Origin of the sequence: Micromonospora sp. CA-240977 (assembly GCF_050942285.1) — a bacterium.
GTDB lineage: Bacteria > Actinomycetota > Actinomycetes > Mycobacteriales > Micromonosporaceae > Micromonospora.
In genome coordinates this window covers 5,432,614-5,457,816 of the sequence record NZ_CP192055.1, presented here as the reverse complement: position 1 = coordinate 5,457,816, position 25,203 = coordinate 5,432,614, and the positions used below count along the sequence as shown (strand labels likewise).

At 71.9% G+C, this 25,203-nt stretch carries 20 protein-coding genes; 14 read left to right on the top strand and 6 right to left on the bottom strand.

All coding sequences use genetic code 11. The annotated features are described in order from the left end of the window. Positions 1 to 37 precede the first annotated feature (37 nt). On the top strand, positions 38 to 835 hold the full coding sequence (locus ACQPWW_RS24560; protein WP_433125835.1) for a tyrosine-protein phosphatase: 798 nt from the start codon (positions 38 to 40) through the stop codon (positions 833 to 835). Between the two features lie 37 nt (positions 836 to 872). Here the strand turns inward: ACQPWW_RS24560 and ACQPWW_RS24555 are convergent, their stop codons facing one another. After that, positions 873 to 1,727 carry a serine hydrolase gene (locus tag ACQPWW_RS24555; RefSeq protein ID WP_433125834.1) on the bottom strand — a complete coding sequence of 285 codons (855 nt, stop codon included), beginning with the start codon at positions 1,725 to 1,727 and terminating at the stop codon, positions 873 to 875. Between the two features lie 119 nt (positions 1,728 to 1,846). Continuing rightward, on the bottom strand, positions 1,847 to 3,715 hold the full coding sequence (gene typA, locus ACQPWW_RS24550; RefSeq protein WP_433125833.1) for a translational GTPase TypA: 1,869 nt from the start codon (positions 3,713 to 3,715) through the stop codon (positions 1,847 to 1,849). 133 nt (positions 3,716 to 3,848) lie between these two features. Here typA and ACQPWW_RS24545 point away from each other — a divergent pair, with 133 nt between their 5' ends. Then, positions 3,849 to 5,264, top strand: a complete 1,416-nt coding sequence (locus tag ACQPWW_RS24545; protein WP_433125831.1) for a DedA family protein — start codon at positions 3,849 to 3,851, stop codon at positions 5,262 to 5,264. Positions 5,265 to 5,306: 42 nt separating this feature from the next. On the opposite strand, the gene ACQPWW_RS24540 is transcribed toward ACQPWW_RS24545, so the two are convergent. Then, on the bottom strand, positions 5,307 to 7,433 hold the full coding sequence (locus ACQPWW_RS24540; RefSeq protein WP_433125830.1) for an MMPL family transporter: 2,127 nt from the start codon (positions 7,431 to 7,433) through the stop codon (positions 5,307 to 5,309). A gap of 123 nt (positions 7,434 to 7,556) precedes the next feature. On the opposite strand from ACQPWW_RS24540, the gene ACQPWW_RS24535 reads away from it, so the two are divergent. From ACQPWW_RS24535 to ACQPWW_RS24515, 5 genes are all read left to right on the top strand, one after another. Then, positions 7,557 to 8,072 (top strand): MarR family winged helix-turn-helix transcriptional regulator, encoded by a 516-nt coding sequence (locus ACQPWW_RS24535; RefSeq protein WP_433134540.1) that lies wholly within the window; start codon positions 7,557 to 7,559, stop codon positions 8,070 to 8,072. 3 nt (positions 8,073 to 8,075) lie between these two features. Continuing rightward, positions 8,076 to 9,758, top strand: a complete 1,683-nt coding sequence (locus tag ACQPWW_RS24530; RefSeq protein WP_433125828.1) for a CocE/NonD family hydrolase — start codon at positions 8,076 to 8,078, stop codon at positions 9,756 to 9,758. Positions 9,759 to 9,918: 160 nt separating this feature from the next. Next, complete coding sequence (locus ACQPWW_RS24525) at positions 9,919 to 10,791, top strand: hypothetical protein (protein ID WP_433125826.1); 873 nt, start codon at positions 9,919 to 9,921, stop codon at positions 10,789 to 10,791. Positions 10,792 to 10,903: 112 nt separating this feature from the next. Further along, positions 10,904 to 11,479 (top strand): ArsR/SmtB family transcription factor, encoded by a 576-nt coding sequence (locus ACQPWW_RS24520; protein ID WP_433125825.1) that lies wholly within the window; start codon positions 10,904 to 10,906, stop codon positions 11,477 to 11,479. Next, on the top strand, positions 11,476 to 12,750 hold the full coding sequence (locus ACQPWW_RS24515) for an MFS transporter (protein ID WP_433125823.1): 1,275 nt from the start codon (positions 11,476 to 11,478) through the stop codon (positions 12,748 to 12,750). Before ACQPWW_RS24520 ends, ACQPWW_RS24515 begins: the two co-directional genes overlap by 4 nt. A gap of 49 nt (positions 12,751 to 12,799) precedes the next feature. Here ACQPWW_RS24515 and ACQPWW_RS24510 read toward each other — a convergent pair whose 3' ends face one another. Next, entirely contained in the window at positions 12,800 to 13,003 is a 204-nt protein-coding gene (locus tag ACQPWW_RS24510; RefSeq protein WP_007462771.1) for a cold-shock protein, read from the bottom strand. Between the two features lie 193 nt (positions 13,004 to 13,196). Here ACQPWW_RS24510 and ACQPWW_RS24505 point away from each other — a divergent pair, with 193 nt between their 5' ends. Both ACQPWW_RS24505 and ACQPWW_RS24500 read left to right on the top strand, forming a co-directional pair. Continuing rightward, complete coding sequence (locus tag ACQPWW_RS24505; protein WP_433125822.1) at positions 13,197 to 13,880, top strand: class I SAM-dependent methyltransferase; 684 nt, start codon at positions 13,197 to 13,199, stop codon at positions 13,878 to 13,880. 102 nt (positions 13,881 to 13,982) lie between these two features. Continuing rightward, on the top strand, positions 13,983 to 14,591 hold the full coding sequence (locus ACQPWW_RS24500; RefSeq protein WP_433125820.1) for a DedA family protein: 609 nt from the start codon (positions 13,983 to 13,985) through the stop codon (positions 14,589 to 14,591). Between the two features lie 244 nt (positions 14,592 to 14,835). On the opposite strand, the gene ACQPWW_RS24495 is transcribed toward ACQPWW_RS24500, so the two are convergent. Both ACQPWW_RS24495 and ACQPWW_RS24490 read right to left on the bottom strand, forming a co-directional pair. Beyond that, positions 14,836 to 15,489 (bottom strand): MBL fold metallo-hydrolase, encoded by a 654-nt coding sequence (locus tag ACQPWW_RS24495; protein WP_433125818.1) that lies wholly within the window; start codon positions 15,487 to 15,489, stop codon positions 14,836 to 14,838. A gap of 7 nt (positions 15,490 to 15,496) precedes the next feature. Then, on the bottom strand, positions 15,497 to 16,213 hold the full coding sequence (locus tag ACQPWW_RS24490) for a maleylpyruvate isomerase family mycothiol-dependent enzyme (RefSeq protein ID WP_433125816.1): 717 nt from the start codon (positions 16,211 to 16,213) through the stop codon (positions 15,497 to 15,499). A 179-nt stretch (positions 16,214 to 16,392) separates the two neighbouring features. Between ACQPWW_RS24490 and rsgA the strand changes: the two genes are divergently transcribed. From rsgA to ACQPWW_RS24465, 5 genes are all read left to right on the top strand, one after another. Beyond that, entirely contained in the window at positions 16,393 to 17,463 is a 1,071-nt protein-coding gene (gene rsgA / locus ACQPWW_RS24485; RefSeq protein ID WP_433125815.1) for a ribosome small subunit-dependent GTPase A, read from the top strand. Between the two features lie 265 nt (positions 17,464 to 17,728). Further along, positions 17,729 to 20,674, top strand: coding sequence for an excinuclease ABC subunit UvrA (gene uvrA, locus ACQPWW_RS24480; protein WP_433125813.1), 2,946 nt, complete (start codon positions 17,729 to 17,731; stop codon positions 20,672 to 20,674). 249 nt (positions 20,675 to 20,923) lie between these two features. Beyond that, complete coding sequence (locus tag ACQPWW_RS24475) at positions 20,924 to 21,409, top strand: Rieske (2Fe-2S) protein (RefSeq protein WP_433125811.1); 486 nt, start codon at positions 20,924 to 20,926, stop codon at positions 21,407 to 21,409. Between the two features lie 156 nt (positions 21,410 to 21,565). Further along, entirely contained in the window at positions 21,566 to 23,554 is a 1,989-nt protein-coding gene (gene uvrC, locus ACQPWW_RS24470) for an excinuclease ABC subunit UvrC (protein WP_433125809.1), read from the top strand. 990 nt (positions 23,555 to 24,544) lie between these two features. After that, a complete protein-coding gene (locus ACQPWW_RS24465) occupies positions 24,545 to 25,201 on the top strand; it encodes a C39 family peptidase (protein ID WP_433124671.1) in 657 nt (218 codons plus the stop codon). Positions 25,202 to 25,203 lie beyond the last annotated feature (2 nt).

Sequence of the window (25,203 nt, the reverse complement as noted above, 5' to 3'; positions counted from 1 at the left end):
ACCCTATACGCAGGCACGCGGCAGGATGGGGGACCGGATGACCGGGCAGGGCTGGGAGCTGGTGGGCGCACCGAACGCGCGCGAGCTGGGCGGGCTGATCGGCGCCGACGGCCGGCGGATCCGCGCGGGGCAACTGATCCGGACTCCGGCGCTCGGTCGGCTGACCGACGAGGACCTGCCGGTGCTCGCGAAGCTGGGACCGGCGTGCGTGCTGGATCTGCGCGCCCCCGCGGAGATCGCGGTCGCCCCGACGGATCGGCTGGCCGGTGAGCCACGGGTGGTGTGCCGGCCGGTGCACGACCCGGAGCACCCGGTCTTCACGTACGTCTCGGCGGTGCTGCTGGGCCACGACCTGAACGCGTACGCGGAGTTGGCCCGGCAGGGCACGGCGGGGGCGATGGCGGCCATCTACCGGTGGTTCGTCACCGGGGAGTCGGCGCGGGTCGGCTTCGCCGAGGCGGTCCGGCTCGCCGCGCGGCCGGAGAACCTGCCGCTGGTCTACCACTGCTCCGCGGGCAAGGACCGCACCGGTTGGCTGACCGTCATCCTGTTGACGGCGCTGGGGGTGGACGAGGCGGCGATCCGCGCCGACTACCTGCGCAACAACGAGCTCACCGAGAGCCTGCGCGCGGTGATCGTCGAGGCGATGCGACGGCGGCAGCCCGAGCTGGACGTGGACGCGGTGCTGCCGGTGTTGGAGGTCCGTGCCGAGTACCTGGACGCCGGCTACGACGAGGTACGCCGGGTGCACGGGTCGTTCGACGCGTACCTGCGCGACGGGCTCGGGCTCACCGACGAGACCCTCGACGCGTTGCGGGCGCTCTTGCTGGAGTGACCGCGCGCTCCGGATCTCCGGCGCGGCGAGTACCGAGTCAGAGCTGGTGGCGTGCGGCCCAGACCTGCGCGGAGAGGTGCGCGATCAGCAGGCAGGCGTCGGCCTCGGCCTCGTCGTCGTCGCCGTCGGTCGGGTCGGTGGTGGTGCAGACCGCGATCAGGTACGGCGGGGCGTCGGCGGGCAGCACCACGCCGGCGCCGTGGCGCACACCGCGTACCCAACCGCTCTTGTGCGCGATGCGGGTGCCCTCGGGCAGGCCGGCGGCCAGGTCCTCCCGGTGCTCCTGGGCGAGCAGGACGTCCAACATGGCCGAGCAGGCCGCCGGCGAGGCGAGCCGCCCCGGGGCGCGGGCCCCGGTGGCCAGCGCGCCGAGCAGGGCGGCCAGGTCGGCGGCGGTGACAGTGTTGGTGATGCCGGCCGCGCGGGCGGCGAAGTCCTCGATGCCCCGACCCGTGACGCTGCCACGGGCGCCGACCAGCGCCCACACCTCGGCCACCGCGGGCAGCCCGACGTGCCCGATGACCAGGTTGGTGGCCAGATTGCTGGACCGCACGATCATCCGCTCGGCCAGCCAGCGCAGCGGCGCCGAGCCGCCCAGCCGGTCCCAGACCGCGTCGTCGTTGTCGTAGGGCTGCGCGCAGGAGAACCGGGGCGCACCGGCCTGGGCCGAGTCGAACTCGTTGACCACGGCGACCGGGGCGTCCAGGTCCAGCGTGCCCGCCTCGGCGGCCCGGTGCAGCGCGGCGAGCACCGCCACCTTCATGGTGCTCGCCGCGTAGTGGGCGGCGTCCGGGTGGCGGGTCCAGGTCGGGGGCGCGTCGAGCCGTCCCACGTACGCCGAGACGGTGCCGGGCAGCCCGTCCAGGTGGGCGTCGAGATCATCCCAGGTCATGCCGGTGACCGTAGCCGATCGGCGAACTCCGGTCGGCGAGGGTCGCGTACCCCTGCCGGAAACAGACGGGCGCGCCGACCGCTCGCGGTCGGCGCGCCCGGTGTCGGGTGCTGCTGCGCTCAGCCGGCGTGCTTGCGGCGGGCGGCGGCCCGGCCGCGCTGCTGCTGGTCGAGCACCACCTTGCGGATGCGCACCGAGGTCGGGGTGACCTCGACGCACTCGTCCTCGCGGCAGAACTCCAGGGCCTGCTCCAGCGAGAGCTTGCGCGGCGGGATCAGCTTCTCCGTCTCGTCGGAGGTCGACGCCCGCATGTTGGTGAGCTTCTTCTCCTTGGTGATGTTGACGTCCATGTCGTCGGCGCGGGAGTTCTCGCCGACGATCATGCCCTCGTACACCTCGGTGGTCGGGTCGACGAAGAGCTGACCGCGCTCCTGCAGGTTGATCATCGCGAAGGCGGTGACCGCGCCGGCCCGGTCGGCGACCAGCGAACCGTTGTTGCGGGTACGCAGCTCGCCGAACCACGGCTCGTACGACTCGAAGACGTGGTGCAGGATGCCGGTGCCCCGGGTGTCGGTGAGGAACTCGGTGCGGAAGCCGATCAGGCCGCGCGCCGGGACCAGCCACTCCATCCGGATCCAGCCGGTGCCGTGGTTGACCAACTGCTCCATCCGACCCTTACGGGTCGCCAGCAGCTGGGTGATCGCACCCAGGTACTCCTCGGGCGCGTCGATGGTCAGCCGCTCGACCGGCTCGCAGGTCTTGCCGTCGATCTCCTTGGTCACGACCTGCGGCTTGCCGACGGTCAGCTCGTAGCTCTCCCGGCGCATCTGCTCGACCAGGATGGCCAGCGCCAGCTCACCACGGCCCTGCACCTCCCAGGCGTCCGGCCGCTCGGTGGGCAGCACCCGCAGCGACACGTTGCCGATCAGCTCCTTGTCGAGCCGGTCCTTGACCATCCGCGCGGTGACCTTGGAGCCCTTGACCCGGCCGACCAGCGGCGAGGTGTTGGTGCCGATGGTCATCGAGATGGCCGGCTCGTCGACGGTGATCAGCGGCAGCGCGACCGGGTTCTCGATGTCGGCAAGCGTCTCACCGATCATGATCTCGGGAATGCCGGCGACGGCGATGATGTCGCCCGGACCGGCCGTCTCGGCCGGCTTGCGCTCCAGGCCCTCGGTCATCAGCATCTCGGAGATGCGGACCCGCTGGGTGCTGCCGTCGGTGCGGCACCAGGCCACCGTCTGACCCTTGCTGATGGTGCCCTGCCGGACCCGGCACAGCGCCAGCCGGCCGAGGAACGGCGAGGCGTCGAGGTTCGTCACGTGCGCCTGCAGCGGCGCGCCGTCCTCGTACGCGGGGGCCGGGATGGTGTCCAGCAGGGTGCGGAACAGCGGCTCCAGGGAGGTGCTGTCGTCCGGCACCGAACCGTCGGCGGGCTGGGTCAGCGAGGCGATGCCGTCGCGGGCGCAGGCGTAGACGATCGGGAAGTCGATCTGCTCCTCGTCGGCGTCCAGGTCGAGGAAGAGCTCGTAGGTGTCGTCCACGACCTCCTTGATCCGGGCGTCGGGGCGGTCCACCTTGTTGATCACCAGGATGATCGGCATCCGGGCCCGCAGCGCCTTGCGCAGCACGAAGCGGGTCTGCGGCAGTGGGCCCTCGCTGGCGTCGACGAGCAGCACCACGCCGTCGACCATGGTCAGGCCGCGCTCCACCTCACCACCGAAGTCGGCGTGGCCGGGGGTGTCGATGATGTTGATGGTGACCGGGTCGGAGCCGTCCGCCGGCAGGTAACGCACGCCGGTGTTCTTGGCCAGGATCGTGATGCCCTTTTCCCGCTCCAGGTCACCCGAGTCCATCACCCGCTCGGTGTTCTCGCCCCGGGCGCCGTACGCCCCGGCCTGCCGCAACATGGCGTCGACCAGCGTGGTCTTGCCGTGGTCGACGTGAGCGATGATGGCGACGTTGCGGAGGTCGGTGCGAAGCTGCATACCCTCTATCCTTCCGCCTGCGCTCGCGCAGGCCGCGTCGGGGTCACCCCCAGGTGCCCCTGATCTATGGTGAAACTGCTGTCCGGGTGGTTCCCCCGGCTGGCATGCTGACTCCCGTGTTCCGGGGGCCTGAGTGCACGACCTGCTGACCTGGGTGCAGAGTCTGCCCGCCCTCTGGATCTACCTGGTCGCCGCGCTGATCGTGGCGGGCGAGACCGCGGTGATCTTCGGCCTGCTCGTGCCGGGTGAGGCTACCCTGCTGCTCGTCGGCTTCCTCACCTACAACGGTACCTTGCGGCTCGGACCGGCGTTGCTCGCGATGATCGTCGCGGCGGTCGTCGGTGACGGGCTGGCCTTCCGCGCCGGACGGCGCTACGGGCCCCGGCTGCGCGCCGGGCTGGGTCACCGGGTCGGTCCCGAGCGGTGGGCCAGGGCCGATGCCATGCTCGCCCGGCTCGGCGGGCGGGGTGTGTTCGCGGCCCGTTGGGTGGCCTTCGCCCGCACCCTGGTGCCCCGGCTGGCCGGTGCGGCCGGCATGCCGTACCGGAGGTTCGTGCCGTGGAACCTGGCCGGGGTGGCGACCTGGGTGGGCGGCTCGGTCCTGCTCGGTCACCTCGCCGGTGAGTCGTACGACACGGTCTCCCGGCTGCTCGGTCGGGCCACCGGCGTGGCGCTGCTGCTGCTGGCCGGGTTGCTGGGAGTCGTGCTTGTCGGCCGCTGGCTGGGTCGCAATCCCGACCCGGTCCGCGCGCTGCTGTCCCGGGCCGGCGCCCTCCCCCCGGTGCGGTGGCTCACCGCCCGCTACGGAGTGCTGTTCTTCCTGGTGGCCATGCGGATCGGGCCGGCCTGGACGCTGCTGCTCAATCTGGCCTCGGGGCTCCTGCTGCTCTTCGTCGCCGGGCTCGCCATCGCCGGCCTGCTCGCCGTGGCGATCCGCAACAGTGGGCTGGCCGCGCTTGACGACGCCGTCGCAGGGTGGTTCGCCGCCCGGCGTACCCCGCACGCCGCCGAGGCCACGACGGTCCTGGTGTCGGTGGTACGAGGGTCGGTGTTGATCATCGTGGTGGGCTTGGTGGCGGCGGTGCTGGCGTGGCGCAGTCGACCATGGCGGGCGGACCTGCTCAGCGTGGTCGGCACGGTGGGCGCGTTCGTGCCGCTGGTGGTGCTGGCCGTGGCCGCCGAGGTGACCGGCGCGCACGGCACCGCACCGGGCGGCGGTGAGGTGGCCCCGCTCTCCACCCAGAACGCCGTTGTCGCGGCGAGCTTCTGCACCCTGGCCTGGCTGGTGTCGCGCAGCGCCCGGTGGCCGGTGGCGGTGGCCGCGTGGACAGCCGCCGCCGCGGGGATGCTCGGGGTCGGTGGCGCGCGGCTCTACCTCGGCCTGGACACGGCCAGCGGGACCGCCGCGGCGGTGCTGCTCGGAGTGCTCTGGACGGTGGTGTTCATCGTCGCCTGGGCCACCCGGGACCGGGCGGTGGGTGATCTGGAGCAGCCGGACGACCAGGCTCAGACGCCGCCGCAGGGCCGCCGCCCGGTGGAACCCCGTTAGGGGTGCGACAGCCGTCACACCGGGAGGCCCGGACGCCTGTCGTCAGTCGAGGGCCGCGACCGGCTCCGGCGACGCCGGGCGGTCCGCCGGGTGCTCCGGGGTGATCCGTCCGGGCCACCAGAAGCGGTCACCGAGCAGGAACGCCAGCGCCGGCACCAGGACCGTGCGGACCAGCAGGGTGTCGAGCAGCACGCCGATGCAGACGATGATGCCGATCTGGGTCAGCGTGATCAGTGGCAGCACGCCGAGCACCGCGAAGACCGCGGCGAGCAGCACCCCGGCACTGGTGATCACTCCGCCGGTGACCCGCAGGGCGGAGAGCATCCCGTCGCGGGTGCCCGCGCCGCGCGCGTCCTCCCGGGCCCGGGTGACCAGGAAGATGTTGTAGTCCACCCCGAGCGCCACCAGGAACACGAAGGCGAGCAGCAGCACGCCACTGTCCAGCGCGGGGAAGCCCAGCACGTGGTCGAAGAGCAGCCACGCCGCGCCGAGGCTGGCGAAGAACGACGCGATCACGGTGAGCACCAGCAGCAGCGGGGCGAGCAGGCCGCGGAGCAGCAGCACGAGCACGGCGCCGACGAGCAACAGGATGATCGGCAGGATCAGTCGCAGGTCGCGGTCGTTGGCCTCGTCGGAGTCGTAGGTGGCGGCCACGGAGCCACCGACGATCGCCCCGGATGGCGCGTCGGCGCCGGCGGCGGCCGGCGGAGCGGAGTCGGCAACGGCGGCGACCGCGTCGCGCAGCGCCTCGATCGCGCGGTCCGAGGCGGTGGTGCCGGGTTCGGCGTCCAGGACGACGTCGACCTGGGCGACGGCGTCACCGGCGTCACCGGGGCGGGCCGAGGCGACCCCGGCCACGGCGGTGGCGGCGTCGGTGACCGCCCGCACCGCCGCCGGGTTGGTGAGCACCGCCACCGGCTGGGTGCTGCCGGCGGGGAACGCGCGGGCCAGGGTCCGCGCCCCGGTCACCGCCTCGGGCGCGGCGCGGAACTGCTCGGTCTCGGACAGGCCGGTGCGGATCCCGAGCCCACCCAGCGCCAGGCCACCGAGCAGCACCGTGGCCAGCACCGCGACCACCACCGGGCGGCGTTGCACGGCGGCGCCGAACCGGCCCCAGAGCCGTCCCTCCCGGGCCGGGCCACCGACCCGGGGTACGAACGGCCAGAACAGGCCGCGACCGAGGAGCACCAGCACGGCGGGGAGCACGAACAACGCCGAGAGCATGGCGAAGAGCACACCGGTGGCGCAGGCCACCGCCAGCGCCCGGTTCGTCTCCTGTTCGCTGAGCAGCAGGGTGAGGACGCCGAGCACCACGGTGCCGCCGCTGGCGAGGATGGGCTCGGCGGTACGCCGCAACGCGGCGCGCATCGCCGCGTACCGGTCCCGCTCGCGCCGCAGCTCCTCCCGGTAGCGGGCGATGAGCAGCAGCGCGTAGTCGGTGGCCGCGCCGAAGACCAGCACGCTGGCGATGCCGGTGACCTGGCCCTGCTGGAGGTTGATACCGACGGCCGGCACGATGGCGTCGACAGCGCGCAGGGTGAGTTGCTCGGTCGCGGCGACCACGACCAGCGGCACGATCCACAGAAACGGGCTGCGGTAGGTGATCAGCAGCAGCAGCGCCACCACGGCGGCGGTCACCGCGAGCAGTGTGACGTCGGCCCCGTCGAACACCGAGGACAGGTCGGCGGTGAAGGCCGGGGCGCCGGTCACCTCGGCGGTCAGCCCGCCGGGCAGGTCGGCGAGCGCGGCGCGCAGCTGATCGACGGTGTCGGTGACCTGGTCCTGACCACCGCTGGTGTCCACCGGCACGGCGAGCAGCGCGACCGCCCCGTCCGGGGAGAGCTGCGGGGGACTGACCCGTCCGCCCACCGCGAAGCGGCCCAGACCGCCGGAGCGGGCGGCGACGGTGGCCCGGTCGGCCTCGGTCAGCGCGCCGCCGTCACCCCGGCTCACCACCACGATGGCCGGCTGGACCTCACTGGACGGCAGCTGCTCCTGTAGGCGCTCCACCTGGGTCGACTGCCACCGCGCCGACAGGCCGGTGGCGGAGACCGGCGCCGGGTTGTCCGGTTGGGGCGTTCCGAAGACGACAGCGCCGACGACGATCGCCGCGGCCACGGTGAGCCAGGCCGCCAGCCGGCCGCGCGCGACAGCTGTGAACACAGACATCAGAAGACCCCAAAGTCCTTCGGCAGTCGAGTATCTTGATGACCGAGATTATCGAGGGCTGTTCTATGCTGCAACCCGAGAGACCGACGACGGGAAGAGCAGCGCGAGGTGGCGACTCACGGCATGTACCGGCGGCGCGACACGCGCCGCGACCAGCTGGTCTCGGAGATCACAGGCAACCTCCGGCGGTACGCGGTGGACGCCCAGCACGTCGGCCACGCCTTCGCCAACCTGCACGGCCTCAACCCGACCGACCTGCAGGCCCTCATCGCGGTGATGGACGCCGAGCTGCTCGGTGATCCGATCACCCCCGGCCGCCTCGGCGAGCAGCTCAACCTCTCCTCCGGCTCGGTCACCGCCCTGGTCGACAGGCTGGAGCGCGCCGGTCACATCCGCCGGGACCGGGACACCACCGACCGGCGCAAGGTGCTGCTGCACTACGCCGACCAGGGAGCGACCCTGGCCATGGAGTTCTTCCAGCCGCTGGGCGCGCGTACCGACACGGTGATGGCCCGCTTCGACGACGACGAGCTGGAGGTGGTGCACCGGTTCATGGCGGAGATGAGCGAGTCGCTGCGGGGGCACCGCGACGCGGTGCGCGCCGCCCGGCCCGAGTCGCCCCGCCGGCCGACGGGCTGAGCGGTGCCGAACCGGCTCGTCACCCGCCTCGCCGGCGTCGCGCTGCGGTTGCCACCGACCCGTCCCGACCCGGTTCGGGTCACCCGCGACATCCCGGTCCGGGCCCGCGACGGTGTGGTGCTGCGCACCGACCACTACGCCCCGGGGGTGCGGGACGCGCCGACAGTGCTGATCCGCACCCCGTACGGGCGGGGTGGACCGCTGCGGCTGCTCGGCCGGCTGCTCGCCGCGCGGGGCCGGCACGCGGTGATCCAGGACTGTCGGGGCACCGGAGGGTCCGGTGGCACGTTCGCACCGCTGGTGCACGAGCGCGACGACGGAGTGGACACCCTGGACTGGCTCCGTCGCCAGCCCTGGTGGTCCGGCCGGCTCGGCATGTTCGGGGTCAGCTACCAGGGGTTCGCGCAGTGGGCGCTGGCCGCCGACGCCGGCGACGAGTTGCGCGCCATGGTCGCGGTGGTGACCGCCTCGGCCACCCGGGACTCGACGTACGCGGGGGAGTCCTTCGCCCTCGACACCGTGCTGACCTGGGCGGAGCTGCTGCACGCGCAGACCGTGCCGTGGCTGGCCCGGCAGTGGGAGCTCAAGCGTGGCCAGCCCCGGCTGGCCGCCGCGCTCGCGCACCTACCGCTCGCGGATGCCGACCGGGTGGCCACCGGCGTGACCATCCCGTTCTTCCAGGAGTGGCTGCGCCACCACACCCCGGCGGCGGCGTACTGGCGCGACCGCGTCTTCGCCGACCGGGTGGCCCGGGTACGGGCGCCGGTGGTCATGGTCACCGGTTGGCACGACATCTTCCTGCCCGCCCAACTCGACGATCACGCCACCCTGCGGGCCGCCGGCACGCCGGCACGCCTCGTGATCGGCCCCTGGACACACGGCAGCCCCGGCCTGTTCGTGGCTGCCCTGCGAGAGGGGTTGGCCTGGCTCGACGAGCACCTGGCGGCCGGGCCACCGGCCGGCCGGCGGTCGCGCCGCGCCGCCTCCGCCCCGGTCCGGCTGCACGTGGGCGGGCCGGGCGGTGGCTGGCGGGACCTGCCGCACTGGCCACCGCCGACTGTCGAGACCAGCTGGCACCTGCATCCGGGAGGCGAGCTGGCGGTACGCCCACCGGTCGCGTCGGCCCCGGACGAGTTCCGGTACGACCCGGCCGACCCCACCCCGTCGCTGGGTGGGCCGTTGCTTGTCGCCCAGCGGGCCGGTCCGGTGGACAACCGGCAGGTCGAAGCCCGCCCCGACGTGCTGACCTACACCAGCGCCCCGCTGGCCGGGCCGGTCGAGGTGATCGGCCCGGTGCGCGCCGTGCTGCACGTCCGCAGTGAGCTGCCACACCTGGACGTCTTCGTGCGACTGTGCGATGTGGACCGGCGCGGTCGATCGTGGAACGTGTGCGACGGTCTGGTGCGGGTGACACCCGAGCGCTTCCCCGCCGACCCGTCCGGGGCGCTGCGGGTCCCGGTGGCGCTCTGGCCGACCGCGTACCGGTTCGGGGCCGGGCACCGGCTGCGGGTGCAGGTCGCCGGCGGCGCCCATCCGCGGTGGGCGCGCAACCCCGGCACCGGGGAACCCCTCGGTACTGCGGTGACGCTGCGTGCCGGTTGGCGGCAGGTTCTGCATGACCCGGCGTACCCCTCGGTGCTGGTGTTGCCGATCGTCCACTCTGCCCCGGCCTCGCCTCCAATCTGAACAGAGCCCCTCTGAGCTGGGCATTCACCGGAAATGCGGGCTATGGTTGAGTCAACGCCCGGCGCCGTGCACCAGCAGACCGGGCTCGTCCGAAGCCCAGCACCGCGTACGCGGTGTGACGTCGTGCCCGGTCCCCGCCCCCAGTTGAGAGGGGGACCCCATGACCCGGGCCCCGGCTAATCTGTTGGCCCTCCGAAGTCTGCTCCTCACCCATCTCGACAACGCCCCCGGCCCTGACGACCTGGACCCGGCGGAGGTCGGCATCGTCGGCGACCCGGACCACCGCGGCGGCTACCACTGCGGATCCGACCGGGTGGTCGTCAACGACTACTCGGTGGTCGAGTCACCCCGGGACCGGGCCGGACTGACCCTCGACGCGGCGGCGCTGGACGTCGGCCAGTTCGAGGTCCGCTCCGGCGGTCGTACGCACACCATGGCCAGCTTCTCGGTCTGGTGCGTGGCCCAGTGCGCCGCGAACGCGGCCGACACCCGGGACATCCGCGAGATCATCTACAGCCCCGACGGCAGCACGGTGAAGCGGTGGGACCGCCTCGGCAAGCGCAGCACCGGCGACAGCTCGCACCGCTGGCACACCCACTTCAGCTTCTTCCGTGACGCCATCAAGGCGGGCCGCGACCAGCGGCCGTTGTTCCGCCGCTACCTCAGCTCCATCGGACTCCTGGAGGACGACGACATGACCCCCGAAGAGCACAACTGGCTGGCCACCGTCCACACGAACCTCACGGTGCTGGACGGCCGAAACCCGATCGGACAGATCTACACCCGCATGGCGGAGGGTCGGGACGACACCGGCGCCCCGGTGACCGGCAACTGGAACCTGCAGGCGATGACGAAGCAGCTCACCGCCCTGCAGACCACGCTCAACGCACTGGCCGGGAAGGACTTCACCGACGAGGCGGCGATCGTCCAGGGCGTGCTGGCCTCGCTGACGCCGGAGAAGATCGCCGCCGCCATCCCACCCGGAATCGCCAAACAGGTCGCCGACGAGCTGGCCCGCCGGCTGGTCGCCTGAGCGGGGGGCGGCTCGTAGCCGCCGGGTCGCCCCCCTTCGGCAGTCCCAGTCCGCAACAGCTGTTGGGCAATAGACATTGCGCAACAGTTGTTGCGGATGGCATCGTGGCGGCATGGACAACCCCGACGTACGCCAGGTCACCGACTCGCGGGTGCTGGCCGCCATGGCCCACCCGTTGCGTCGCCGGCTGATGGACGTGCTCAAGGTGCACGGGCCTTCGACCGTCGGTCTGCTCGCCGAACGCACCGCCCAGGCGCCGGCGAACGTCAGCCACCACCTCAAGGCCCTCGCCGCCGCCGACCTGGTCACCGAGGCCCCCGAGTTGGCCCGCGACCGGCGCGAGCGGTGGTGGCGGCTCGTCACCCGAGGGTTGCGCTGGTCCAACGCCGACTTCGACGCCGACCCCGCCGACCGAGCGGTCGCCGACGCCGTCACCTCGCTCAACCTGGACCGGCACGTCGCCCTGGCCCGAGCCTGGCACGCCGCCGACGACTCGGCGCACGCCGTTTGGCACGACGGCCCGTTCTCCACTGACAAGTGGCTGCACCTCACCCCCGACGAACTGGCCGAGCTGAGCCGCGAGATGGTCGACCTGCTGGATCGCTGGGCCAACCGGCCGGTCCCCGACGACGGCCACGAACGGCAGCCCGTGTTCGTGTTCGCGCACGGCATTCCGGCCCGGCCGTGACCACGGCCACCCGGACCGATCCGGTCCGCCCGGCCGACGGGCTGCTGCGCCACCGCGACTTCCGGCTGCTCTGGGCCGGTCAGGCGGTCAGCAGCGTCGGCAGCAACGTCACCACCGTCGCGCTCCCGCTGGTCGCCGTCGCCGTGCTCGATGCCGGCACCTTCCAGGTCGCCGTGCTCACCGCCGCGGCCTGGCTGCCGTGGCTGCTGATCGGCCTGCCCGCCGGCGCGTGGGTGGACCGGCTGCCCCGCCGGTCGGTGATGGTGGTGTGCGACCTGTTCTGCGCGTTGGCCTTCCTCAGCGTCCCGCTGGCCGCCGTGCTGGGCCGGCTCACCGTGGCGCACCTGCTGGTGGTCGCCCTCAGCGCCGGCGCCGCGCGAGTGTTCTTCGAGACCGCCGACCAGGTGTACCTGCCGGTGCTGCTACGACCCGAGCAACTACCCGAGGGCAACGCGAAGCTCCAGGCGACCCAGACCGCGAGCTACGTCGTCGGGCCCGGCCTCGCCGGCCTGATCGCCCAGCTCACCGGTGCCGTCGCCGCCCTGGTGCTGGACGCGCTCACGTTCCTCGCCTCGGCGGCCCTCCTGCTGCGGATCCGCACCCGTGAACCACGCGTACGCCGAGCGGACCGGTCCCGCTCACTGCGTCGGGACATCGCCGAGGGGCTGCGCTTCGTCGCCCGGGATCCGTACCTGCGGGTGCTTGCGGTCTTCGGCGCGGCAAGCAACATCGGGCTGACCGGCTACCAGGCCGTTCTGGTGGTCTTCCTGGTCCGGGAGCTTCGGCTCGAACCGGGCCTGGTGGGCGCGCTTGTCGGAGTGATGAGCGCCGGAGGCATCATCGGAGCGTTGCTCGCCACCACGCTGGGCCGACGCTGCGGCACCGCGCGGGCGCTGCTGATCGGGGCGGCGTTCACCGGCCCGCCGGCGCTGCTCATCCCGCTCGCCGCACCCGGCCTCGGGTTGGCCTGGCCAGCCCTCGGCGGCCTGCTGATCGGCCTCGGCGTGGCCATCGGCAACGTGGTCAAGGGCGCCTTCCGGCAGACCTACACGCCGCACCAGCTGCTGGGCCGGGTGACGGTGAGCATGCAGCTGCTCAACTACGGCACCATCCCGCTGGCGGCCGTGCTGGCCGGTGCCATCGGCGCGCGCTACGGCGTCGCGACAGCGATCGGGGTGATGACCGCCTGGTTGGCGCTCACCCCGTTGATTCTGTTGATCGGTCCGATCCGGAGGCGGCGGGACCTGCCCGCCGCCCCGGCGGCGTCTTGAGTGCGCTGCGACGGCGGCTGGAGAACCAGCCGCCGTCACCGGCACGGAGCTACATCGGGCGGACGTTGTCCGCCTGCGGACCCTTCTGCCCCTGGGTCACCTCGAACTCGACCTTCTGGCCCTCGTTGAGCTCCCGGTAGCCGCTCGAGGCGATGGCGGAGTAGTGGACGAACACGTCCGGCCCTCCACCGTCCTGCTCGATGAAACCGAAGCCCTTTTCCGAGTTGAACCACTTAACCGTGCCGGTTGCCATGCATCTCTCCCTGTTCAAAGCGGCTGACCCTCGGCCTCTGGCCGATGATCGCCCGTACCTGTCCGACAGTAACGGGCAAAACCCCGATCCGCTGGCCGAAGTGCCGTAGGTCTTCGTGTGAAGTCGAGTGAACTCTGCGTGACGGCATGTGAAACCAGCCCAGACCACCCGCCGCTGAGGCATGCTTGCGCCGATGAGGGGTGCCGCAGCCGACGTGCTGACCGAGCTGGAGCGCGAGATCGACGCGCCCGGCGCCGGTCTGGACCGGCTCCGGTTGGTGCCCACCCCGTTCGTTCCCGAGGTGCGGCTGCACCTGGCCGAGGACGCGATCGTCTGGTGGGCTCGGATGGAGGCGGCCGCCGGACACGCCCTGCCGGCGCCGTACTGGGCGTCCGCCTGGCCCGGCGGCCAGGCCCTGGCCCGCCACCTCCTCGACCACCCGGAGCTGGCCGCCGGTCGTCGGGTGCTCGACCTCGCCGCCGGGTCGGGGCTGGTGGCCATCGCCGCCGCTCTGGCCGGCGCCGCGGAGGTCGTCGCCAACGACATCGACCCGTACGCCGTCGCCGCCGTCATCATCAACGCGCGGGCCAACCGGGTCGACGTCGACGTCACCGGGGACGACCTGCTCGACAACACCGATGTGGACGCCGACCTGGTCGTCGCCGGGGACGTCTTCTACGACCGCGCGATGGCCGAGAAGATGCTGCCCTTCCTCCAGTGCGCCGCCGCCAGGGGCGCCGAGGTGCTGGTCGGCGACCCCGGGCGGGGGCACCTGCCGGCGGACCGCCTGGCGGTCCTTGCCGACTATCCGGTACCCACCACCGAACCGTCTGTCGACTCGTCGCTACGCCGGGTGCAGGTGCTGCGACCCCGCTGAGCGCGGACGCCACCTCAGGGACACCCCCGAGACCGATACCAGGGGGGCCTGGGGGCTGAAACCCGATGTCCGAAGTGGCGCGGCGGCCATAGCGTACGAGGCATGACGCAATGGCTGGCACAGATCGGAGAACTACCCGTTCTGCTGCTGATGGGGACGCTCGGCCTCGTCATGCTCTTCGATGCCGTACCCCTGCTGGGTGTCCTGGTCCCCGGCGACGTGGCGATCCTGGCCGCCGTCGGGGTGGGCCGCCCGACCACCGGGCTGGCGACCTTCACCGCGGTGCTGGTCGGCTGCCTGGCCGGCTGGTCGCTCAGCTTCCTGATCGGCCGTCGCTACTCCGAGCGGCTGCGACACAGCCGGATCGGCGGCTGGATCGGCGAGACGCGCTGGACGGCCGCGGAGGGGATCCTGCGTCGCGGTGGCGGTCGGATGATGGTCGTCGCGCCGTTCCTGCCCGTGTTCAACGCGCTGCTGCCGCTGGCCGCCGGCGGGCTACAGATGTCGTACCGGCGATTCCTCGGCTGCGCGGCGCTCGGCGCCGCCGCCTGGGCCGGTCTCTACCTCGCGCTGGGCACCGCATCCCGATCGCTGGCCGGGCTGCTGCCGGGCGACCCCAGTCCACTGCTTGTGACAATGGGGGTCGGGATGGTGCTGGCCTCCGTCGTGCTGCTGGGGGCGCGGCGGCGGTTGTTCGCGGTGGCTGGCTGAGGTTGCGCCGTCGCTGCGGTGTGGTGGTGCGCTGGGGTGCGCTGGGGTGGGTCGGTGGTTGCGGTGGGGGCGGGGGCCTGCCGTGCCCGGCTCCGGGCGGTCAGGCTTGATCCCTGCGCCGGGCACGGCAGGCCCCCGCCCCGTCGTGGTTTCTCGTCGTCCGGTCGTGCCGCGGCCGCCGCCGAGGGTTGATGGATCTTTGGGGCTTTCGGTCAGCGTTTGGTGACTTCGCTAGGTGCTGGGGTTACCAGCCTCTTGCTCGCCACTGGGGGAGGGCGGGGCGTTCCGCTCCCAGGGTGCTGTCGCTGCCGTGGCCGGGGTAGAACCAGGTGTCGTCCGGAAGTTGGTCGAACAACTTGTGCTCGACGTCGTCGATCAGCGCGGCGAAGCGCTCCGGGTCCCGGTCCGTGTTCCCCACACCACCGGGAAAGAGACTGTCGCCGGTGAAGAGGTGCGGAGTGCCGGCCGGGTCGCGGTAGAGCAGCGCGATCGAGCCCGGGGTGTGCCCCTTGATGTGGATGACCTCCAGCGCGCAGTCGCCGACCGACACGGTGTCGCCGTCGGCGAGGCGCTCCGCCTCGATCGGCAGCCCGTCCGCGTCGTCGGCGTGCACCAGGGCCCGCGCGCCGGTCTTGGCGACCACCTCCTCCAGGGCCACCCAGTGGTCCATGTGCTGGTGGGTCGTCACCACGGCGGTGAGCCCGCCGTCGCCGATCAGCTCCAGCAACCGGGGCGCCTCGTTGGCGGCGTCGATGAGCACCTGGTCACCGGTGCCCGTGCAGCGCAGCAGGTACGCGTTGTTGTCCATCGGACCCACCGACAGCTTGCTGATGGTCAGCCCGTCCAGCGCACGTACCGCCGGCGCGCCGCCGTGGGTGACGTCTCCGCTATATGTCATGACGCTTCTATATCCATTCCGGTGGAGTGGGCAGGGGGCCGTCGGGAGTAACGGAGAGCGGGCCGCCGTCGGCACGGCCGATCAGCCAGGCGGCGAGGTCGGGCACGGCGCCGGACACGATCGGAGCGCCGACGCGGTCCCCGATCACCACCTCGTGCTCGCTGCCGTTCAGGCGAAGCACCAACGACGGCGGTGTCGGACCCATGGCGTGATGGCTGGCCACCTCGCGCAGCAGCCGGTGGGCGAACGTCTCCGACCAGTCCGCGGGCCGGTAGTCGGCGGCCAGGTCGAGGTGGTGCACCTCGATCTCGCGCAGCCGCCCCCACACGAGCAGCGCGGCCGGCCATGGGCCCTTACGCGCCTGCACCGTCGCCGCCCAGGCCTGCGCGGGCATCGCCGCGACCGCCTCGGCGAACAGGTCGGCGGTACGCCGCAGATCGTCCAGGTGCTCGGCGGGTGGCCGGCCCGAGCCGGTCTCGATGTCCGTGGTGCGGGCCGCCAGCGAGGCGTACATCGGCAGCGCCTCGCCGGTGCGGGCCGCCGTGAGCAGGTTGACGAAGCCGTCGGCGTTGCGCGCCAGATGCGCCAGCACGTGGCCGCGCGTCCAACCCGGCAGCAGCGACGCGGCGGCCAGGTCGGTGGCGTCGAAAGACGCGGCGGTACGCAGGAGTCGGCTGGTGGCCGCGTCCACCTCGCCCATCAGCAGGAGCGGATCCGTGGTCACCCGTCGACCCTAGCGGTCCGCCGCCCGCGCCGTCGCCGGGGAAATCGCTTTCGGCGCGTCGGCGCGCGACCTACCGTCAGCGGCAGACGCGGCACCGGGACATCGGACGGAGGTGGTGATCATGCCGGACGTGGCACGCGTGTTCCGCCATCACCTGCTCCGACACCGATGAGGATGCCATGACTATCGATCTGACCGCGCTCGGCTGGGACGCCGAGCGGGCGACGTACGCCGCGCGACGCGGCGAGCACCAACCAGGCCGGGTGGCCCGGGTCGACCGGGGGGTCTGCACGGTGCTCACGGAGGCCGGCCCGATCCGGGCCAGCCTCGGTGGCGCGGTGCTGGCCACCGCGGCCCGGGACCCGTCGGCGCTGCCCTGCGCCGGAGACTGGGTGCTACTCACCCACTGGCCGGACCGCCGCGTCACAGTGGAGGCGGTCCTACCGCGGCGGGGCGCGCTGATCCGCCGTACCGCCGGCAAGGACGCCAGCGGCCAGGTGCTGGCCGCCAACCTGGACGCGGCCGCCGTGGTGGAGCCGGTGCACCCCGAGCCGGACGTGGGCCGAATCGAGCGCCTGCTCGCCCTGGCCCACGAGTCCGGTGCCCGGCCACTTGTCGTGCTGACGAAGGCCGACCTCGCGGCCGACCCGGCCGCGCTGGCCCGCCAGCTCGCCGCCGTCGCCCCCGGGGTGCCGGTGCTGGCGGTCAGCGCCGAACGTGGCGTCGGGCTGGACCCGCTGCGCGCCGAGGTGACGCCCGGCCGCACGCTCGGCCTGCTCGGACCCTCCGGCGCCGGCAAGTCCAGCCTGATCAACGCCCTGGTCGGGGCGGTGATGATGCCCACGCAGGCGATCCGGCGCGTCGACGGCAAGGGTCGGCACACCACCACCTGGCGGGCGCTCGTACCGATCCCCGGCGGCGGCGCCGTCATCGACACGCCCGGGGTACGGGCGGTGGGTCTGCTGGACGGCGCGGTCGGGCTGGACCGGGCGTTCGCGGACATCGCCGGGCTGGCCGAGGGCTGCCGGTACGCCGACTGCGGCCACGACGGCGAGCCCGCCTGCGCGGTCCGCGAGGCGCTGCGGACCGGCGAACTCACCACCCGCCGGTGGGAGAGCTGGCGACGGCTGCAGGGCGAGGTCGCCCAGGAGAGCCGGCGGCGGGAGGCGCGGGTGGCCGCGGAGCGGCGCGGCGGATGGCGTTCGGCCCGGCGACGGGCTGCCCGGCCCCCGACGCCCGGGGGGTACTGAGCGGCGGGGCGTGCCCGGTGGTCGTCGGCGGGCGGATGGCTGCGCTTGTCGGCGGCATGTGTGTGGTGCTCGCGGGTGTGCGCGGCGGAGGCTGTGGCCCGGTGCGGCCGACCGGGCTGAGCTGGGGGAATGTGCGGGCGGGGGAAACTGTCATACCTCGGGGCTAGAGTTGCCGAGGCGTGTTTTCCGCGCCCGCACGACCGCTCAGATCATCCCAGAGCGGGACAGATCCTCCGCTTCGTCTTCTCCCGGGAGTACACGCACCGTGGCCGACCGACTGATCATCCGTGGCGCGCGCGAGCACAACCTGCGTGACGTCAGTCTCGACCTGCCCCGGGACGCACTCATCGTGTTCACCGGGCTGTCCGGGTCGGGCAAGTCGAGCCTGGCCTTCGACACGATCTTCGCCGAGGGGCAGCGCCGCTACGTCGAGTCGCTCTCGTCGTACGCGCGGCAGTTCCTCGGCCAGATGGACAAGCCAGACGTCGACTTCATCGAGGGCCTGAGCCCCGCCGTCTCCATCGACCAGAAGTCCACCTCGCGCAACCCGCGTTCGACAGTCGGCACCATCACCGAGGTCTACGACTACCTCCGCCTGCTCTACGCCCGCATCGGCGAGCCGCACTGCCCGGTCTGTGGCGAGCGGATCTCCCGGCAGAGCCCGCAGCAGATCGTCGACCGGGTCCTCGCGATGGCCGAGGGCACCAAGTTCATGGTGCTCGCGCCGGTCATCCGGGGTCGCAAGGGCGAGTACGTCGACCTCTTCGCCGAGTTGCAGGCCAAGGGCTACGCCCGGGCCCGGGTCGACGGCGTGGTGCACCCGCTGACCGAGCCGCCGAAGCTCAAGAAGCAGGAGAAGCACACAATCGAGGTGGTGATCGACCGCCTCACCGTCAAGGCGAGCGCCAAGCAGCGGCTGACCGACTCGGTCGAGGCCGCCCTGGGCCTGTCCAGCGGTCTGGTGCTGCTCGACTTCGTCGACCTGCCGGAGGACGACCCGGACCGGGAGCGGCGCTACTCCGAGCATCTGGCCTGCCCCAACGACCACCCGCTGGCCATCGAGGATCTGGAGCCCCGGGTCTTCTCCTTCAACGCGCCCTACGGCGCCTGCCCGGAGTGCACCGGCCTGGGCACCAAGAAGGAGGTCGACCCGGAGCTGCTGGTCCCCGACCCGGAGCGCAGCCTGCGCGAGGGCGCGATCCAGCCCTGGTCCACCGGGCACAACCTCGAATACTTCCTGCGCCTGCTGGAGGCGCTCGGTGAGGCCCAGCACTTCGACGTCGACACCCCGTGGCGGGCGCTCCCGGCCCGGGCGCAGAAGACGATCCTGCACGGCTCCGACGACCAGGTGCACGTGCGCTACCGCAACAAGTACGGCCGCGAGCGCTCCTACTACACCGGCTTCGAGGGCGTGGTGCAGTGGATCGAGCGCCGGCACTCCGACACCGAGTCCGAGTGGTCCCGCGACAAGTACGAGGGCTACATGCGCGACGTGCCGTGCGCGGCGTGCGGCGGCGCTCGGCTCAAGCCCGAGGTGCTCGCTGTCACGCTGGCCGGCAGGAGCATCGCCGAGGTCTGCAACCTGTCCGTGGGGGAGTGCGCCGACCTGCTCGCCGGCATCGAGCTGACCGATCGGCAGAAGCTGATCGCCGAGCGGGTCCTCAAGGAGATCAACGCCCGGCTGCGGTTCCTGCTCGACGTGGGCCTGGACTACCTCTCCCTGGACCGGCCGGCCGGCACGCTCTCCGGCGGCGAGGCACAGCGCATCCGGCTGGCCACCCAGATCGGCTCGGGCCTGGTGGGCGTGCTCTACGTGCTCGACGAGCCCTCGATCGGGCTGCACCAGCGCGACAACCACCGGCTGATCGAGACGCTGATCCGGCTGCGTGGCCTGGGCAACACGCTGATCGTGGTGGAGCACGACGAGGACACCATCCGCACCGCCGACTGGATCGTCGACATCGGGCCCGGCGCGGGTGAGCACGGCGGCAAGATCGTGCACAGCGGCTCGGTCCCCGCACTGCTGAAGAACAAGGAGTCGATCACCGGGGCGTACCTGTCCGGGCGTCGGTCGATCCCCACACCGTCGACCCGCCGCCCGCAGGATTCGGACCGGGAGCTGGTGGTGCACGGCGCGCGTGAGCACAACCTGCGCAACCTGACCGTCCCGTTCCCGCTGGGCCAGCTGATCGCGGTCACCGGGGTGAGTGGTTCGGGCAAGTCGACGCTTGTCAACGACATCCTGTACGCGGTGCTGGCCAACCAGATCAACGGCGCCCGGCTGGTGCCCGGCCGGCACACCCGGGTCTCCGGTCTGGAGCACGTGGACAAGGTCGTCGGCGTGGACCAGTCGCCGATCGGCCGGACGCCGCGCTCCAACCCGGCCACCTACACCGGGGTCTGGGACCACGTCCGCAAGCTCTTCGCCGAGACCACCGAGGCGAAGGTTCGCGGGTACGGCCCGGGTCGGTTCTCCTTCAACGTCAAGGGCGGGCGCTGCGAGGCGTGCTCCGGCGACGGCACCATCAAGATCGAGATGAACTTCCTGCCCGACGTGTACGTCCCCTGCGAGGTCTGCAAGGGCGCCCGGTACAACCGGGAGACCCTGGAGGTGCACTACAAGGGCAAGACCGTCTCGGACGTGCTGGAGATGCCGATCGAGGAGGCCGCCGAGTTCTTCTCCGCCATCCCGCCCATCCACCGGCACCTCAAGACCCTTGTCGACGTCGGCCTGGGCTACGTACGCCTCGGTCAGCCCGCGCCCACCCTCTCCGGCGGCGAGGCGCAGCGGGTCAAGCTCGCGTCCGAGCTGCAGAAGCGTTCCACCGGACGGACGGTCTACGTGCTCGACGAGCCGACCACCGGTCTGCACTTCGAGGACATCCGCAAGCTGCTGATGGTGCTGGAAGGGCTTGTCGACAAGGGCAACACGGTGATCACCATCGAGCACAACCTCGACGTGATCAAGACGGCCGACTGGTTGATCGACATGGGTCCGGAGGGTGGCCACCGGGGCGGCACCGTGCTCGCGACCGGCACCCCCGAGGAGGTCGCCGAGGTGGCCGAGAGCCACACCGGCGAGTTCCTGCGCCAGGTGCTCAAGCTCGACGGCAAAGCCAAGGGCGCGGCGGCCGCCACCACCCGGGCGGCCAAGGCCAACGGTGTCACCAAGGCGCGGGCGAGCCGCAAGGTGCCCGCCGCCGCACGCTGACCCCGACTCCGCGTTCTGGTCCGGCCGGTTCGGGCGTTCCCGTCCGGCCGGGTTGCGGTTGGGTTCGGGCGCGGCGGGTCCACGACTGGTTTCGCGGTGGCCCGCACGGCCTGAGCTGGTCGATCGGAGCCGCCCCGTCCCATTTCGAGGTTCGGACGGATGCCGCGGTGAACGATCCGGCACAGTTGCTCGTGTGGACAAGGTGTGGCCGGCTCTTGACCGGCGCGGCGGGCTAGAGAGAGGCGAGGCATGAGTGACGATCAGGCGCTGACCGGTCCGGGTACGCAGACACGTCGTACCCTGCTCACTGGCGTCGGGGCGGTCGGCGCGGCCGTCGTCCTGGCTGCCTGCGGCAGTGACGACGGCGACAGTGGCAGCGGCGCCCCCACCAGTGGCGGCCCGGCGGTGCCCAGCACCGGGGACGCGGGCGGCGGCGACCGGCAGGGCGCCCAGTCGCTGGCCACCACCGCCGACATCCCGGTCGGTGGCGGCAAGGTCCTCGCCACCCAGGGTGTGGTCATCACCCAGCCGGTCGCCGGCCAGTTCAAGGGCTTCAGCCCGATCTGTACGCACCAGAACTGCCCGGTCACGAACGTCGACGGGGGCACCATCAACTGCACCTGCCACAACAGCAAGTTCTCGATCGAGGACGGCTCGGTGAAGGCCGGCCCCGCCACCAAGCCGCTGCCCCCCAGAAACATCAAGGTCACCGGGGACCAGATCTCGCTGGCCTGACCGGCCCGGCGGAGCGGCCAGCGCTCCCGCCGCATGATCGACTCGCGTTTCGGGACGTCGGGGTGTCCGTCCGCGCCGACACCCCGACGTACCGGGAAACCGAGTGGATCATGCGCCTGCGACGGGGTGTCGGTGGTGCGGACTAGGCTTGTTGGCGTGGCTGACCCCTCGACCTACCGTCCCGCACCCGGCACCATCCCGGAGTCACCGGGGGTCTACCGCTTCCGCGACGGGACCGGCCGGGTGATCTACGTCGGCAAGGCGAAGAACCTGCGCAGCCGGCTCAACTCCTACTTCGGCGACGTCTGGAATCTGCACGAGCGCACCCGGCAGATGGTCACCACCGCCGAGTCGGTGGACTGGATCATCGTCGCCACCGAGGTCGAGGCGCTCCAGCACGAGTTCACCTGGATCAAGCAATACGATCCCCGGTTCAACGTCCGCTACCGCGACGACAAGTCGTACCCCTACCTGGCCGTCACCCTCAACGAGGAATACCCCCGGTTGCAGGTGATGCGCGGCGCCAAGCGCAAAGGGGTGCGCTACTTCGGTCCGTATTCGCACGCCTGGGCCATCCGGGAGACCCTCGACCTGCTGCTGCGGGTGTTCCCAGCCCGGACGTGCTCGGCCGGCGTGTTCAAGCGCGCCGGCCAGGTTGGCCGCCCCTGCCTCCTCGGCTACATCGGCAAGTGCTCGGCGCCCTGCGTCGGCACCGTCTCCGCCGACGAACACCGCGCGATCGTCGACGGGTTCTGCGACTTCATGGCCGGAAAGACCGACACCATGGTCCGCAAGATCGAGCGCGAGATGACCGAGGCGAGCGAGCAGCTGGAGTTCGAACGCGCCGCCCGGCTGCGGGACGACGTGGCCGCGCTCCGCCGGGCCATGGAGAAGCAGACCGTGGTGCTGGGCGACGGCACGGACGCCGACGTTGTCGCGTTCGCCGACGACCCGCTTGAGGCGGCCGTGCAGGTCTTCCACGTCCGTGACGGCCGGGTCCGCGGCCAGCGCGGGTGGGTGGTGGAGAAGACCGAGGACCTGACCACCGGCGACCTGGTGCACCACTTCTGCACCCAGGTGTACGGGGGCGAGCAGGGTGAGGCCGACGTGCCCCGGGAGTTGTTGGTGCCCGAGCTGCCCGCCGACGCGGACGCGCTGGCGGAGTGGCTCTCCGAGCACCGGGGCAGCCGGGTGTCGCTGCGGGTGCCGCAGCGCGGCGACAAACGCTCACTCATGGAGACGGTGGAGCGCAACGCGAAGGACGCGTTGGCCCGGCACAAGCTGAAGCGTTCCGGTGACCTGACCACCCGGGGCAAGGCGTTGGACGAGATCAGCGAGGCGCTGGGCATGCGCACCTCGCCGCTGCGCATCGAGTGCTTCGACATCTCCCAGATCCAGGGCACCGACGTGGTCGCCAGCATGGTGGTCTTCGAGGACGGGTTGCCCCGCAAGGGCGAGTACCGGCGGTTCATCGTCCGGGGCGCCACCGACGACCTGTCCGCCATGTCCGAGGTGCTCCGCCGCCGCTTCGCCCGATACCTGGACGCGAGGGCGGAGACGGGCGAGGTGGGGGTGGAGTCGGCCGACGACCAGGGCGCCCCGGAGGATGCGGTGGAGCCTCAGGTCGGTGTCCTGATCGATCCGACCACCGGTCGGCCGCGGAAGTTCGCGTACCCGCCGCAGTTGGTGGTCGTCGACGGCGGTGCCCCACAGGTCGCCGCCGCCGCGCAGGCCCTCGCCGACCTGGGCATCGATGACGTGGCGCTGTGTGGGTTGGCCAAGCGGTTGGAAGAGGTCTGGCTCCCGGACGACGAGCTGCCGGTCATCCTGCCGCGCACCTCGGAGGGGCTCTACCTGCTGCAACGGGTCCGCGACGAGGCCCACCGGTTCGCGATCACCTTCCACCGGCAGCGCCGATCCAAGCGGATGACCGAATCGGCGCTGGACCACGTGCCCGGCCTCGGGGAGGTGCGGCGCAAGGCGCTGCTGCGCCACTTCGGGTCCCTCAAGCGGCTCTCCGCCGCGACAGTCGAGGAGATCACCGAGGTGCCCGGGGTGGGTCGACGTACCGCCGAGGCGATCCTCGCCGCTCTCGACAACGACACGAAGACCGACGAAAGCGCGGAAGCGACCCCCGGCACCTGACATCGCCCTCGCCTCTCGGCGCCCTTCTCCCTAGCCTTTCCCGCCGCCCTCGCCACCTTCGCCGCCCTGCTGCCCTCGCCACCTTCGCCGCCCTGCTGCCCTCGCCACCTTCGCCGCCCTGCTGCCCCCGCCACCTTGCCGCCCTCGCCGTCTTGGCATCCCTGGCCTCTCGGCGGTCAGTCGCGTCTCGGGTGATCGTGCTGGATCCTGGTTGTAGTGGTCTCGTCCGGACGGTGAGGGGCCTGTTTCCTGGTTCGAGCGCGATCTTGGGGGCGGGTGTCGTCCCGGTGTGCCGGTGGCGGTGTCTGGTATCGCCGTCCAGGCCCCGGTGCGCGCAACTTCAGGGATAGTGCTGCCTCGCGGCGGGTTGAGGCAGCACTATCCCTGATGTTGCGCGGATCTTGGCTCGGGTGCGGGTGGGTTGCTGGGGTGTTGTGTCCGGTTCGCGGGTTGGGTTGTGGGGTGGGTGTCTGGTTTGTCGGGGGTGTGCCGTGGTCGGGGCCACCCGGGTGGCGGAATGGTGGGTGGGGCGGGGTCGTTATACCTGGCATGCCGCCGCAACCCTCGGGTCGTGGTGCGCGGCAGCCCCCGGGAACACCCGCCGGGTCGCCACGGTCACATCCCCGTGGCCGTCGGCCCCCAGGGGAACACCGGCCAGGTCGCCACGGTTACATCTCCGTGGCCGTCGGCCCCCGGGAACACCGGCCAGGTCACCGCGGTTACATCCCCGTGGCGGTAGGCCCCCAGGGGAACACCCGCCGGGTCGCCACGGTTGCGCCCCCGGGCTCCGACATGGCGGGGCCGCCCCCGGATCAGCGCGGCGGAATGCGATGCCGCCCCGGGTCGTTACATCCCCCTGGCTGAGACATCCGATGCCGGCCCCATGTTGTGGGCTGCCGGGTGAGACGCCCTTTCGCGCTTTCCCCGCACGCACACGTCCCCCGGTTGTGTGGTGTGGGTTTCCCCCGACATGCAGAGGAGCACGCCATCATGCGTACCGATCTGATTCGTAAGACTGCTCTGACCGCTGCTGGTCTCGCGTTCACCGGTGGTGCGATCGCCGGTCCGGTCACCGCCGCGTACGCCGCGTCGGAGGCCAAGCCGGCCACCCAGACCCAGACCGACCGTAAGCCCTCCGGTGAGCGTCAGTTGGGTGTGCGCTACGAGGCGCAGCCGAACTTCTACTACTGCGGTCCCGCCGCGACCCGCAACGCCCTGAGCGTGCAGGGTAAGAACATCAACGTCGATGACATGGCCAAGGAGATGGGCACCACCGAGGCCGGTACCAACTCGATCAACGACATCACCCCGGTGTTGAACAAGGAAACCGGCAAGAACGCCTACCACAGCGTCGAGATCAGCAACCCCAACGCCGACGACAAGCAGACCGACACACTGCGCGCCGACATCGTGAAGACTGTCGACGACGGTCGGGCCGTGGTCGCGAACATCGCCGGCACCAGCACCGACACCGACGGCAACACCCACTCCTACGAGGGCGGGCACTACATCAGCGTCGTCGGCTACCGCGACAACGGCACCACCGTCACCATCGCCGACTCCGCCGACCCCAACACCGCCTCCTACCAGATCAGCATCGAACACCTCGCCGACTGGATCGCCACCCGCGGCTACGCCACCAGCTGACC